The organism is Kribbella steppae (assembly GCF_004342025.1).
In the GTDB taxonomy this organism is placed as follows: Bacteria; Actinomycetota; Actinomycetes; order Propionibacteriales; family Kribbellaceae; genus Kribbella; species Kribbella steppae.
Genome location: NZ_SLWN01000006.1, coordinates 321,077 through 333,600 on the forward strand (window position 1 = coordinate 321,077; position 12,524 = coordinate 333,600).

At 69.3% G+C, this 12,524-nt stretch carries 12 protein-coding genes; 5 read left to right on the forward strand and 7 right to left on the reverse strand.

Annotation, left to right across the window (positions count from 1 at the left end; translation table 11 throughout):
- Window positions 1-120 precede the first annotated feature (120 nt).
- Both EV652_RS19190 and EV652_RS19195 read left to right on the forward strand, forming a co-directional pair.
- Window positions 121-912 (forward strand): GNAT family N-acetyltransferase, encoded by a 792-nt coding sequence (locus EV652_RS19190; RefSeq protein ID WP_132210526.1) that lies wholly within the window; start codon window positions 121-123, stop codon window positions 910-912.
- A gap of 30 nt (window positions 913-942) precedes the next feature.
- The gene (locus tag EV652_RS19195) at window positions 943-1,695 is read left to right on the forward strand and encodes an SDR family oxidoreductase (protein ID WP_132210527.1); all 753 of its coding nucleotides are present in this window, start codon (window positions 943-945) and stop codon (window positions 1,693-1,695) included.
- A 144-nt stretch (window positions 1,696-1,839) separates the two neighbouring features.
- Here the strand turns inward: EV652_RS19195 and EV652_RS19200 are convergent, their stop codons facing one another.
- The 5 genes from EV652_RS19200 to EV652_RS19220 are packed head-to-tail and all read right to left on the reverse strand — an operon-like array spanning window position 1,840 to window position 5,248.
- A complete protein-coding gene (locus EV652_RS19200; RefSeq protein ID WP_132210528.1) occupies window positions 1,840-2,238 on the reverse strand; it encodes a VOC family protein in 399 nt (132 codons plus the stop codon).
- The gene (locus tag EV652_RS19205) at window positions 2,235-2,705 is read right to left on the reverse strand and encodes a MaoC family dehydratase (RefSeq protein WP_132210529.1); all 471 of its coding nucleotides are present in this window, start codon (window positions 2,703-2,705) and stop codon (window positions 2,235-2,237) included. The genes EV652_RS19200 and EV652_RS19205 overlap by 4 nt, the downstream gene beginning before the upstream one ends.
- Window positions 2,702-3,475: a PIG-L deacetylase family protein gene (locus EV652_RS19210; RefSeq protein WP_132210530.1), complete on the reverse strand. Its 774-nt coding sequence runs from the start codon at window positions 3,473-3,475 to the stop codon at window positions 2,702-2,704. The genes EV652_RS19205 and EV652_RS19210 overlap by 4 nt, the downstream gene beginning before the upstream one ends.
- Complete coding sequence (locus EV652_RS19215; protein ID WP_132210531.1) at window positions 3,472-4,041, reverse strand: OsmC family protein; 570 nt, start codon at window positions 4,039-4,041, stop codon at window positions 3,472-3,474. Before EV652_RS19215 ends, EV652_RS19210 begins: the two co-directional genes overlap by 4 nt.
- 22 nt (window positions 4,042-4,063) lie before the next feature.
- On the reverse strand, window positions 4,064-5,248 hold the full coding sequence (locus EV652_RS19220) for an NAD(P)/FAD-dependent oxidoreductase (RefSeq protein ID WP_132210532.1): 1,185 nt from the start codon (window positions 5,246-5,248) through the stop codon (window positions 4,064-4,066).
- Window positions 5,249-5,355: 107 nt separating this feature from the next.
- Here EV652_RS19220 and EV652_RS19225 point away from each other — a divergent pair, with 107 nt between their 5' ends.
- Both EV652_RS19225 and EV652_RS19230 read left to right on the forward strand, forming a co-directional pair.
- Window positions 5,356-7,935: an ATP-binding protein gene (locus EV652_RS19225; RefSeq protein WP_199238269.1), complete on the forward strand. Its 2,580-nt coding sequence runs from the start codon at window positions 5,356-5,358 to the stop codon at window positions 7,933-7,935.
- A gap of 44 nt (window positions 7,936-7,979) precedes the next feature.
- Window positions 7,980-8,696 carry a TioE family transcriptional regulator gene (locus tag EV652_RS19230; protein ID WP_132210533.1) on the forward strand — a complete coding sequence of 239 codons (717 nt, stop codon included), beginning with the start codon at window positions 7,980-7,982 and terminating at the stop codon, window positions 8,694-8,696.
- Here EV652_RS19230 and EV652_RS19235 read toward each other — a convergent pair.
- Window positions 8,679-10,235 carry an adenylate/guanylate cyclase domain-containing protein gene (locus tag EV652_RS19235; RefSeq protein WP_132210534.1) on the reverse strand — a complete coding sequence of 519 codons (1,557 nt, stop codon included), beginning with the start codon at window positions 10,233-10,235 and terminating at the stop codon, window positions 8,679-8,681. The genes EV652_RS19230 and EV652_RS19235 overlap by 18 nt on opposite strands.
- Window positions 10,236-10,320: 85 nt before the next feature.
- Between EV652_RS19235 and EV652_RS19240 the strand changes: the two genes are divergently transcribed.
- Window positions 10,321-11,694 (forward strand): CapA family protein, encoded by a 1,374-nt coding sequence (locus tag EV652_RS19240; protein ID WP_132210535.1) that lies wholly within the window; start codon window positions 10,321-10,323, stop codon window positions 11,692-11,694.
- Here EV652_RS19240 and EV652_RS19245 read toward each other — a convergent pair.
- Window positions 11,691-12,449, reverse strand: coding sequence for a M28 family metallopeptidase (locus EV652_RS19245; RefSeq protein WP_242001857.1), 759 nt, complete (start codon window positions 12,447-12,449; stop codon window positions 11,691-11,693). The two genes, EV652_RS19240 and EV652_RS19245, sit on opposite strands and share 4 nt — an antisense overlap.
- Window positions 12,450-12,524: the final 75 nt, after the last annotated feature.

Sequence of the window (12,524 nt, forward strand, 5' to 3'; positions counted from 1 at the left end):
TCCGATCGGCTGTTATGCAGCCGTTTAGCTGCATGACCACAATAGGCAGCCGCTCGGCTGCATGTCAAGGCAGCGTGCGCAGGTGCGGAATCCGGTTGACGCAGATCGGAGGATGAAGGGGTGGAGATCGTAAGCCTCGGATTCCGGACCGACCTGCTGTTGCTGAAGCTCAGCGGGAGCGAGTTCACGGACGCCGGTGACTACGTCGTGGTGCGCACGCCGGACAACCCGGGGTTCTGGTGGGGGAACTTCCTGTTGTTCCGGACACCGTTCGCACCGGGCGACCTCCAGTCGCGGCTGGCTGCGTTCCACGCCGAGTTTCCGGCCGCAAAGCATGTTGCCTTGGGCATCGACAGTGCGGACGGCGTGGTCGGTGCCGAGGACGAGTTGGTCGCCGCCGGGATCGAGGTGGGCCGGGACGTGGTGATGACCACGAGTGAGGTCGTCCCGCCGAGTCGTCCGAACGACGAGTCGACGTACCGGTACCTGAGCAGTGACGACGACTGGGAGCAGCTGCTGCAGCTCGGTCTGGCGACCGCTCCGATGGAGGTCGACGAGGGCTACCTCGAGTTCTCCCGGCGCAAGCTTGCGTCGAGGCGAGCGCTGGTGGAGGCGGGTCACGGGATGTGGTTCGGCGCGTTCGAGGGCGAGCGGCTGCAGAGTTCGCTCGGGCTGATGTTCGACGGTCAGGGGCTGGCCCGGTTCCAGAACGTGCAGACGCATCCGGACGATCGCAACAAGGGGATCGCGAGCACCTTGATCCACCGCGCGTCGACGTACGGGCTCACCGAAGGCGGCGCGAAGACGCTGGTGATGGTGGCGGATCCGGAGTATCTCGCGATCCGGCTCTACCGGGCCCTCGGATTCCATGACACGGAGACCCAGTTGCAGCTCTCCCTGCCGCCGTCCTGACGGCTCGGCGGGGCGTGGCAGGGTAGGAACATGACTGAGACTGACGTACGGCGTGGGGTCGTTCTGATCACCGGTGGGAGTCGTGGGATCGGGGCCGCCGCGGCCGTCGCACTGGCCGCTGACGGGTGGGATGTCGGCGTGAACTACCGGACGCGCACGGATGAGGCGGCGCGCGTCGTGAAGGCATGCGAGGAGCTCGGGCGGCGGGCGATCGCGGTCCAGGCCGACGTGACCGAGGCGGACCAGATCGAGCGGCTCTTCGACACGGTCACCGCCGAGCTCGGGCCGATCCGTGCCGTGATCAACAACGCCGGCATCGTCTCGCCGTCCGGCCGCGTCGCCGAGTACGACGCCGAACGGCTGGAGCGGGTCTTCCGGATCAACTCGATCAGCGCCATCCTCGTCGCAGGTGCCGCGGTACGGCGGATGTCGACGGCGTACGGCGGATCCGGTGGAGTGCTCGTCAACGTGTCGTCGCGGGCTGCCGTGCTCGGGTCAGCCGGTGAGTACGTCGACTACGCGGCGAGCAAGGCCGCTGTCGATGCGCTCACCGTGGGCCTGGCGAACGAGGTGTCGAAAGAGGGTGTCCGGGTCCTCGGTGTCCGTCCGGGCCTGATCGAGACCGAGATCCATGAGGAAGGCCGGCTGGAACGCATCGGGACCACACCTCCGCTCGGTCGCCCCGGCAAAGCGGAGGAGGTAGCGGAGGTCATCGCCTTCCTGGCCTCCGACGGCTCGTCGTACATGACTGGCTCGACCGTAGATGTCGCAGGTGGTCGGTAGGAGCGGCTAACCAACGCGCGTGCCGAGCCGGGGAAGTGCCTGGGGGGACCGGGCTGTGGGGAGCCCGGGTTGGGGGGAAGCCGGGCTGTGGGGGCCCGGGGTGGTGGGGTGCTGCAGGTACCGGGTGGGGCGGCCCGGCGTGGGTCACGTGGCGGGTGGGGCGAAGAACTCGAGCGCTATGCCGTCGGGGTCCTTGAAGGACAGGCCTGAGCCGTAGTGGGCGTCGACGATGTCGCCGTGTTTGATGCCGAGCTCGTCGAGCCGCTGCTGCCAACCGACGAGTTCGGCGCGGTCCGCACAGGTGAAGGAGACGTGGTCGAGACCTGGGCGGCGCGGGCTGAACTCGCTGGACCATTCGCCGTCCGGGAACGTGTGCAACCCGAACAACTGGCCGCCGTCGATCGCGTAAACCACATGCCGGAACGGTCCGGTGTCCTCGTCCAGGACGGGGTCGGCGGCGAACAGCTGTGAGTACCACGGTACGCTGAGCTTGAGGTCCGCCACAGTCACGGCCACGTGGGTGATACCTGGGAATGTCCTCACCGGACAACTCCTGTCTCTCGATGGTTCTTCGGTGCGGTCGCATCGAAGTCGTGGCCGGATCCGGTGTCGATTGGTACCTGGTACACGTGCGCATCACCGTCGAGAACGATGACGCCGTCGCCGTTGGTGATCGTCGTACGGATCCGGAAAACCGGTTTGGTGGCGTGGACTTCGAGGACCTCGACCTCGGCGGTGATCTCGTCACCGGGCCGGACCGGAGCCAGGAACTCCCAGGCCACCCGGAGGAAGACGCTGCCGGGGCCGGGCAGGTCCTCGGCGACGACGGCGTTGAGCAGGCCGGACGTCACGCCGCCCTGCACGATCAACCCGCCGAACCGGGTCGTGGCGGCGAGTTCCTCGTTGTAATGCAGGGGATTGCGATCACCTGTCAGCTCCGTGAAGAGCTCGATATCGCGCCGGGAGACGGTCCGCGTACGCCGAGCGACGCTACCGACTGCCGGCGTCATTCGGCACCACCGGTCACCGGCGCCGACTCTGTCCGGTCCGTTGTGTCAGGCAATGGATTGGCGGCGACGAAGGCCTCTGCGGACCACCAGCGCCGGAACGTGTCCGGCCCGACCGCGGTGACCAGGCCGGTGGTCTGCGAGACATGCGCCAACACCGCACCGATCTTGCGATCGAGGTCCGCGCCGGCGAGTGCGACGTACAGGGCAAGCTCGTCGTCCGGTGTCACCGGTGGGCTGCCATACACCCACAGCCCGATGCGCTCGTTGAGAGTGCCCCACTCCGCGTGGAACCCCGGCGTGAGCGTGGCGTACAGCAGCCGTGCTCGCGCACCGGAGGCCCGCCACGCCGCGGTCGTCCACGCGGACACGGCGCAATGATCGGGATGACCGGTCATCCCGTCCGGCCCGAAGGTCAGGATCGTGTCCGGCTCGATCTCCGCGATCAACTGTGCGACCGACGCAACCCCTCCGTCTGCGTCGGCGCACGCCCCGTCGCGGTAGCCCAGCCAGCAATGCTCGAGCACGCCGACCATCGTGAGGCTGGCGCGCATTTCGTCCTCCCGAACCGCGGCGAGCTCGTCCGGCGGCACCTCCGCCGAGCCCTGTTCGCCGTACGTCGCTGTCGCCACGACGACCCGGTGTCCGGCGTCGCGCAGGGCGCCCATCAGCCCGGCCGACAGGTACGCCTCGTCGTCGGGATGGGCCCAGACACCCAGGACGGTTCCGAGCTCCTCGGTGACCGGGCGCGTTCTCTCCTCTGGCACGGTCATTCGGTCTCGACCTCGATCGTGACCGGCACTTGATTGGTGATGACGTCGAAGACGGCCGACCGGGCCTGGGACTGGGCGACCAGTTCGCGCAGCTTGTCCGCCGGGGCGTCGCCCTTGACGGTGAACCGGACGGTGATCTGCTCGTAGCCGTTGCGGACGTCCGGGTCGAGGCCGAGGATGCCGTTGAGGTCGATGTCACCGGCAACGGTCGAGTGCACCTCGGTCAGCCGGATGCCGCGGGCAGCGGCGATGTTGGCGAGGCCGGCGGTCAGGCAGGCAGCCAGCGCGTGCAGTAGGTACTCGACCGGCGTCGGACCGTTGTCGCGTCCGACCAGTACGGCGGGGTGGTCGGCGTCGAAGTGGAACGTGCGCTCATGCGTGCGTTCCTCGCCGACGCCGAAGTACCCGTGGATGGTGCTGCGGTTGTGGGTGCCGCTCAGCCACTGGTTGCCGGCCCGGAACTGGAACCGGGCGGCCTCGGGAGCGCCCTTGACCGCGTCGAGGGTGGCGAACAGGGTCGCAGTGTCGACGCCGTTGCGGATCATCGAGTCGTCGGTGGTGGTCATGATGAATCTCCTTCTGGGGTGGTCAGACAGCGGCCAGATAGCCGCTGGACAGTGGTGGCCAAGCGGCCAGTTCGGATGCTTCGGCGTCGAGTGCGCGTCCGAGCTCTTTCTGCAGTGTGACGAACTCGGGCACCGGCGGATAGGTGGCCAGGGCGACGGTCAGCTCGAAGACCGGCCGGAGGGCGCGATCCCGCTGACGCTGGTAGTCGGACAGCGCGTCGAGATCACCGCGAAGCGCGCGATGGAGCGCGGCGGCCAGCAGTTCGGCGTCCCGGTAGGCGTCCGACATCCCGTGCCCGGTGACCGGATCCCGGTGGTACCCGGCATCGCCGACCAGCGCCCAGCCCGGCCCGTGCGCCCGGCGGATGAAGTTCGGAGCGCGGAACATGCCGGCGACCGGCGACGTACGTCGCCCAGCGCGAAGGCGCTCAGCCAGCGCAGGGGCGACCAGCTCCAGGTACGACGTGAACGCGTCCTCCCGAGACTCCGAGCGACGGCGTGCACGGTGCGCATCTTCGATCGGACTGCAGATCCAGACACACGCCTCGCCGTGATGAGTCGGGAAGACTCCAGTGAGTGCCCGGTCGGCGACGATCAGTTCGATGCCGTCCCATGGCAGCTGGTCGTAGTACGCATACTGCGCCGCGCCCCAGGCGCCACGGTCTTCGATGATCTCCGCACCCACTGCGCGAGCGACCCGGGAGCCGAGTCCGTCCGCGCCGACGACGAATCGAGCCGTCAGGTCTACCGGCGTACCTGCGCGATCGTGCCCGTGCACACCAGTCGCGCGGCCGGCGTGGTCAACGTGGACGCCGTCGATCGTGACGCCGAGCCACAACTGAGCTCCGGCGTCAACCGCGGCCTCGGCCACGAGCGTGTCGAGGATGTGCCGACGCGGTGCGATCAGCAGATCGACCCCGGCGCTGTCCTTCACCGGCCGGGTGATCGACTGACCCTCGGCCGTGAAGGTGACCTGCCGGATGGCCGGCGCTCCGCTGTCCAGGACAGCGTCGAGCAATCCCCAGCGCTGCAACTGCACGACACCGGACCGGGCGAGTTGATGCGTCGACAGCGTGTCGGACGGGAACTCGTCCCGATCGACCAGGACGACATCGTGTCCCTGCCTGGCGAGCAGCAGTGCGGTGGCTGCTCCGGCGGCTCGGGCGCCTACGACGACCACGTCGTGGCGGCGGTTCAAAGAGTGCATGCATCGTTTGTAGGCCCGCGCCGTACCCCGCCGAATCCGTCGCGACTACCTAGATCGGGGCTCGGCACTACCGAGGTCGGGTGCACAATCGGGTGGGGGTGGGATGAATGCTCGAGCGTGAGCGGGAGTTGGCGGAGCTCGCTGCGGCCGCTGAGGAGGCCAAGGCGGGCGACGGCTCGGTCGTTCTGATCACGGGGGAGGCCGGGATCGGCAAGTCGAGTCTGATCGGTGCGCTGCCCTCGGTGCTGCCGGACGGGACGCGCCTGCTGGTCGGCTACTGCGACGACCTCGCGACGCCGCGCGTACTCGGGCCGCTCCGGGATCTGGTGGGCGGCGTGGGAGGAACGCTCACCAAAGCACTCGACTCCGGCGACCGGAACGGTGTGAGCGACGCCCTCAGAGCCGAGCTGGACCGGCCCGAGGATCCGGCCGTCCTCGTCGTGGAGGACATCCACTGGGCCGACGAGGCGACTCTCGACGTACTGCGCTTCCTGGTACGGCGGATCGCCAGCCTGCCCGCCGTACTCGTGCTGTCGTACCGGGACGTGGAGCTCACCCGGGATCACCCTCTGCAGCACCTGCTCGGTCTCGCGTCCGGCACTCCGCGGCTCCGGCGGCTGCGCCCGGCCCGGTTGTCCGCTGCCGCGGTACGCCGATTGGCGGTGGACACTGGGGTCGACGCCGACCGCGTCTTCGCGGTCACGTCGGGTAATCCGTTCTTCGTTGCCGAGATCTTCGCGTCCGGCGACCTGGACCACGTACCGCCCACGGTGACCGAGGCGGTCGCAGCCAGGCTGGCAGACCTCGACGCGTCCACGCGGGACGCACTGGAACAGCTGGCCGTCGTGCCGTCAGCCGTGGAGAGGTGGCTGGTCGAGGCGGTGGTGCCGAGTGGGCTGGCGTCGCTCGCCGAGGCCGAACGTCGCGGCGTGCTCGTGGTTTCCCCGACCGGTGTGTCGTTCACCCACGAGCTCGCCCGCCGCGCCGTCGTGGACTCGATGCCGGCAGCTCGCCGGGTGGCCTGCGACCAGGCCGTGCTCACGGCGCTCCTCGATCATCCCGACCGGGTCGATCTGTCCCGGATCGTGCACCACGCGACGCAGGCCGGCGCCGTCGAGGTGATCGTCGGGCACGGCCCGGTGGCGGCTCGCGAGGCCTCGGCTGCCGGGTCCCACCGCGAGGCCGTGGCGCATTACCGGCTGGTGCTCGACCACCGGGAGCTGTTCTCACCGGCGGAGCAGGCCGATCTGTTCGACGGCTACGCGGTGGAGTGCTACACCATCGGATCCGCGGCGCTCGCCGTCCGTGCGCAGGAAGAGGCCGTCAAGCTGCGCCGGTCCCTCGGGGATCTGCGGGCGCTCGGCCTCAGCCTGCGCTGGCTGTCGCGGATGAACTGGTGGGCGGGCTCCCGGCCGAAGGCGGAGGCGAGCGGTACGGAGGCGATCGAGGTGCTCGAGCGCGCCGGCGACGAACGTGCGCTGGCTCTTGCGCTGAGCAACCAATCGCAGCTGTGCATGCTGGCCGGCCGGCAGCCGGAGTGTGTCACCGTCGGCCGGCGGGCGGTCGCGATGGCCCGCGACCTCGACGACCCCGGCCTGTTGTCGCACGCGTTGAACAACGTCGGCGTGGCGCTCTGGGAGGAAGGCTACCCGGAAGGTCAGTCCCTGCTGGAGGAAAGCCTCGCGGTCGCCCTCGAAGCGGGTGAGGTCGAACATGCCTGCCGCGCGTATGTGAACATCAGCTGGCAGTTGGCCGACCTGTCCCGGTTCGCCGAGGCGGAACGCTTGCTCGAGGACGCCATCGACCTGGCCGACGAGGCCGAGTTCCACGGGTTTCGCCGGTACATGGAGGTCACCCGCGCGACTGTGTACCTCGCGCTCGGCCGGTGGGACGAGGCCGAATGGGGGGCGACGTCGAGCGATGACGCCGAGATGATCACGCGCTGCCCGGCCCTGGTCGTGGCCGGGACGGTGCGGTCCAGGCGCGGTCAGGAAGGCGGCCGTCAACGGCTCGACGAGGCATGGGAACTCGCTCAGCAACTCGGTGAGGCGCAACGTACCGGTCCGTCCGCGGCCGCCCTCCTCGAGGCGGCGTGGTTGCAGGGAGATCTCGCGTGGGTAGCAGCCGGCGTGGCGCCGGCGTACGAGGACGTGAGGCGTTTCGGTCGCGCGACACCGGCGGCGGCGTTCGGGTACTGGCTGCGCGTCGCCGGTCAGGACGTGTCGCTCGGCGACTCCGACCAGCCTTATGCACTCCTGGCCGCGGGACAGTGGCGGCAGGCGGCTGAGGCGTGGCAGCGGGCCGGCTGTCCGTACGAACATGCGCTCGCGCTGGCGCAGAGCGACGACCCGGGTGACCTGCTGTCCGCACTCGGCATGCTCGACGAACTGGGCGCGGAACCACTGGCACGTCGCGTACGACTGAGGCTGCGCGAGCTCGGAGTCGCCCGCATTCCGCGCGGTCGCGTCCAGACGACGAGAGACAACCCCGCCGGACTCACCGAGCGGCAGACCGACGTCGTTCGGTTGCTCGCCGAAGGGCTGACGAACGCCGAGATCGCGGCCCGGCTGGTGCTGTCCGTACGCACGGTGGACACCCACGTCGCCGCGATCCTGGACAAACTCGACGCCAAGACCCGCCGCGACGCCGCGACCCGCGCCAAGGCTCTCGGCCTCCTGCCCGTTTGAATGGGAGGCTTACCGGAGTCAGCGTCTCGAGATGGAGGTACGGCGTGGGATTGCGGCCGGTGGATCTGGCCCGGCGGGCCGGGATCTCGACGCAGTTGGTGCGCAACTACGAGGCGGCCGGGATCCTGCCGCCGGCGCCGCGGACCGAGAGCGGTTATCGGCAGTACGGCGATGAGCACCTGTCGGCTCTGCTGACCTATCGCGCCCTCGCGCCGGGGTTCGGGGCTGAGGTCGCGACCGAGATCATGCAGGCCGTGCACACAGGTAATGAGGCGTTGGCCTATCGGCTGGTGGATGCGTCGCATGCCGGGCTACATCAGCAGAGGTTGGCGACGGATGCGGCCAGTGAGGCGCTGGGGGCCGCGGCAGCCGAGTTCCTTGACGAGCCGCCAGCGTCGGGACCCTCGTTGCTGGTGGGGGAGTTGGCACACCAGTTGGGCGTACGTACGTCGGCCCTGCGTGTCTGGGAAGCGGCCGGTCTGCTGGCACCGACGCGGGAGCCGGGGACGAAGTACCGGCGGTACGGGCCGGAGCAGGTGCGGGACGCCCGGATCATCCACATGCTGCGGCAGGGGCGGTACTACTTCGAGCAGATCAAGCCGGTGATCGAGGGATTGCGTCGTACCGGAAGCACGGAGGCGTTGCGGGACGCGATCGCCGAACGCCGTGCCGCGCACGACCAGCGCACCAAGTCGATGCTGTACGGCGCCGCCCTCCTGCACCAGTTGATCGAGGAGAAGCGGCTACTGCGGGACGGCTAGGTGAGTCGGTTCTGAGCGGCCGCGGACGGTGACCTGGTCGCCCGGATGCCAGTGGGCGGCCTCGGCGGGAGCGGCTTCGTCCACTGCGGTCATGGAGGCGATGAGGCGTGCCGGGGTGGATTTGGCGAGCTCGGTCAGGCGGGCGGCCTCGTTGACCGGGTCTCCGATCACGGTGTACTCGTGGCGCCGCACGTCGCCCACCGTGCCGGCGACCACGATGCCTGCCGTCACCCCGATGCCGGCTGTTGCCTCGGGCAACTCCTCGGCCAGCCTGCGGGCCAGCGTGCGTCCGGCCCGCAGCGCACTCCCGGCCGCGTCCGGCAGCTCGGCCGGTGCGCCGAAGACCGCCAGCGCGGCGTCGCCGGCGAACTTGTTCACGAACCCGCCCTGCCGGACCACCTCGTCGACCACGATCGTGAAGAACCGGTTGAGCAGCTGGACCACCTCGGTGGGCGCCCGTTCCGCCGCGAGCTCGGTGGAACCGACCAGGTCGACGAACAGTACGGCGGCGAACCGCTCCTCCCCGCCGAGCCGGTCACTGGTCAAGGCCTCCCGGACCACTTCAGGACCGACGTACCGCCCGAAGAGGTCTCGGATCCGCTCGCGCTCACGCAACCCCTCGGCCATCTTGTTGAACCCGGCCTGCAACGACCCGAGCTCCGTACCGTCGAACACCGGGATGCGAACGTCCAGCTGTCCGTCACCGATCAGCGTCAGCGCGTTCCGCACCGACCGGACCGGCGCGACCACCGACTTGGCGGCCAACATGGTCAGCAGCCAGCCGTTCAGCAGCACGACCATGCCTAAGGCAAGGATCATCACCGAGAGCCGGGTGGGGGAGACCTCGCCCTCGATCAGCGCGAGCACGGCGGCCAGCATCAACCCGGCAACCGGGACACCAGATCCAACGGCCCAGAAGAACACGGTCCGCGCCTTGAGCCCGGCCGAGAGCAGCCGCCGGGGAGGCGGCGAATCGACCAGCGCCCGTGCAGCGACTGGCCGGAGCGCGAACTCGGTCAGCAAGTACGACACCGCACACGTGACGATCGCGCCGTCGACGATGGTGACCGCGATCCGCAGCGCGTTCTCCGGCTGCAGCACCAGCGTCATCACGGTGAAGATCACGCAAGCCAGCAGCCACAGGAAGACCTCGATCAGAGTGAGCCGGAGCGGCAGCCGCAGCGTGGCGATCTGGTCCTTCCGGGTGGCCGGCCGATCCTCGTCCACCCACCTGGTCACCCGGCGGGTCATCCGCGTGCTCCAGAAACAGCCGATCACCACCGCGACCAGGAAGTACGCCGGGATGATGATTGCCTCGAGCATCTGCAGCTGATCGACCAGCGGCGGACCCGGCAGCACGAACACCGCGAGCACGAACACGACCGCCGCGCCGATCAGATTGCTCCCGATCGAGAACGTCATCATCAGGACCCGCAGCCGGAGCCGGAGCACCCGCGGGCTCTGGTCGACCGGTCCGAGCAGCCAGGATCCGAACGGACGCCGCTCCAGCACCAGCTCCGGACTTCCCTGGGACATCATGGTCACAGTCTGCTGGTAGGCACCCCCGATTCCGCAACCGCCTTGCCGCGCGGAGGAATTGAACGAGGTCGCTACCGTAGGTGATATGTCCGTGGGGTGGCAGGTCTCGCTGGCTGCTCTCGCGGCGGCCGTCCTGGTCGCCTGCTCCGACGACGGCGCCGCTCCCCAGCCCTCGCCCACCACGTCCAGCCCGGCACCCGCGGCCACCTCACCGACCACCCCACCGGTCGACACGCCGGCACCGACCCGGACGACGCCGGCCAGGACCCAGCCGCTGGTCCTGGCGATCCACCCCACCCGCGCCGCCCAGGACATCGACATCACCACGGCCCGCTCGATCGTCCGGGGAACCCTCAAGTCCTGGCGCGGCTTCCAGGTCGGCTCACTCCGCCGGGCGCAGAATTCGACGAACACTCTCGCCCTGGTGCCCGCCTCTGCGGCCGGCCCGTCCATTCGCCCGCTCACCGTCGCCGGCATCGACCCATTCAAGGACCCAGCGGCTTACCCGCTGCGAACCGCCGGACCGCAAGCCGCCGCTGACGTCATCGACCTGACCGTCGGCGGTGACGTCATGCTCGGCCGCCGGGTGGCGACCGCGGCAGCCAGGACCGGCGACGTCTCCAGACCCCTGCGCGCGATCGGACCGCAGTTGGCGTCCGCGGACCTGACCGTGGTCAACCTCGAGAGCACGCTGTCCCAGGCGGGCACGCCCCAGCAAGGCGGCGACTCCTTCGCCGCCCCACCTGGTGTCGTCGCCGGACTGCGTGACGCCGGCGTCGACGTACTCTCGCTGGCCAACAACCATGTCGGCGACTTCCAGCAGCGCGCTCTGCTCGACACGGTCCGCCTGGTGCGAGCCGGCGGCATTCAACCGGTAGGGGCCGGCGGCAACCTCACCGAGGCTGCCCAGCCGGTGATCGAGACACGCGCCGGCGTGCGCTTCGGCTTCCTGGCCTTCAACGCGATCGGCGAGACACCGCGCGCGACAGCCACCAGCCCGGGCGCGTTCAGCCTGCGAATGCCACCACGGACGGGACCGCTCAACGAGGCAGACCTGGCCGCAGTCACCCGTGCGATCCAGACGCTGAAGTCAGCGGTCGACGTGGTCGTCGTACTGCCGCACTGGGGTCAGCAGTACACCCATACGCCGGTGTCGGCGCAACGCACCGTTGCGACTGCACTCACCGAGGCTGGAGCCGACCTGGTGATCGGTGGCCATCCGCACTGGGTGCAGAGCGTGGAGTTCCCACGGGGCAAGGTGGTCGCGCATTCACTGGGGAATCTGGTGTTCGACATGGACTTCTCCCAGCAGACCCAGGAAGGCGTGCTGCTGGAACTCACGTACTGGGACAAGACTTTGAAGGCTGCCCGTCTCACGCCGTACGTGATCGGTAGCGACTTCAGCCCGCGCGTGGTGACGGGCACGAGGGCCGAGCAGATCCTGGCCGACATCCGCTAACTGGCGAGCCAAGCGCCGACCACGCGCCCCATCCGGCCGAGCTGAGCCGGTGACACGACTCGGGGCAGGTCGCGTGCGCTGTGGTACTCGGCGTACGGCGTACTGCCTAGACGGACTCCTGGGAGGCCGGAGCGGACGAAGGACCAGTGATCACTCGACCTGTTCACACAGGCCCTGCTCTGCACGCCCGCACGAGCCGCAACCGCCCGGAGCTCGTTGCGCAGCGTCAGATCGTTCGCTTGGGCAGAGCAGATCGGTACGACGGTTCCGACGCCCACACGATCGAGGGAGACCATGCCACGCAGCGCATTGCGTTGTGCTGTCGGCAGCGAAGCGACGTACGCGCGGGAACCGTAGTGGTGCCGGTTGTCGCCGTCTCCGCGGGGCTCTTCGGCGCCGAAGGCAACGAACACGGTGGGCAGGCGCTGGGGGAGTTGGGCGGTGCCGAGCAGGACGGAGATGCCTGAGGCGTTGTCCTCGGCCCCGGGAGCCTGCGGGACGGTGTCGAGGTGGGCTCCGACGATGCGGTGCGGCGCTGCGGTCTTGAAGCCGGGTTTGGTGGCTATCAGGTTCCAGGTCGTGCCTGCACGGACCGGGACGCCCCAGGAGACGCCTGCCGGGACTCGGAGCGCCTGACGACGCGTCTGGTAGCCGGCGGCGCGGAAACGCTGCTCCAACCAGGTCAGCGCCTGCACGTACGTCGTACTGGTCGCCTCACGAGGCCCGAGGCCAGCCAGGTGGCGCACGGTGGCCATGGCGGCAGCACTGTCGAAAGCGGTCGGCCGAGGCGTGGACGGCGCAGGCATGGACGGGGCAGGCGTGGTCGGCCC

Excerpts from the sequence above, each read along its gene's own strand:
- EV652_RS19195 (WP_132210527.1), top strand. The coding sequence starts at position 943 with ATGACTGAGACTGACGTACGGCGTGGGGTCGTTCTGATCACCGGTGGG.
- EV652_RS19205 (WP_132210529.1), bottom strand. The coding sequence starts at position 2,705 with ATGACGCCGGCAGTCGGTAGCGTCGCTCGGCGTACGCGGACCGTCTCC.
- EV652_RS19210 (WP_132210530.1), bottom strand. The coding sequence starts at position 3,475 with ATGACCGTGCCAGAGGAGAGAACGCGCCCGGTCACCGAGGAGCTCGGA.
- EV652_RS19215 (WP_132210531.1), bottom strand. The coding sequence starts at position 4,041 with ATGACCACCACCGACGACTCGATGATCCGCAACGGCGTCGACACTGCG.
- EV652_RS19220 (WP_132210532.1), bottom strand. The coding sequence starts at position 5,248 with ATGCACTCTTTGAACCGCCGCCACGACGTGGTCGTCGTAGGCGCCCGA.
- EV652_RS19225 (WP_199238269.1), top strand. The coding sequence starts at position 5,356 with ATGCTCGAGCGTGAGCGGGAGTTGGCGGAGCTCGCTGCGGCCGCTGAG.
- EV652_RS19235 (WP_132210534.1), bottom strand. The coding sequence starts at position 10,235 with ATGATGTCCCAGGGAAGTCCGGAGCTGGTGCTGGAGCGGCGTCCGTTC.
- EV652_RS19240 (WP_132210535.1), top strand. The coding sequence starts at position 10,321 with ATGTCCGTGGGGTGGCAGGTCTCGCTGGCTGCTCTCGCGGCGGCCGTC.
- EV652_RS19245 (WP_242001857.1), bottom strand. The coding sequence starts at position 12,449 with ATGGCCACCGTGCGCCACCTGGCTGGCCTCGGGCCTCGTGAGGCGACC.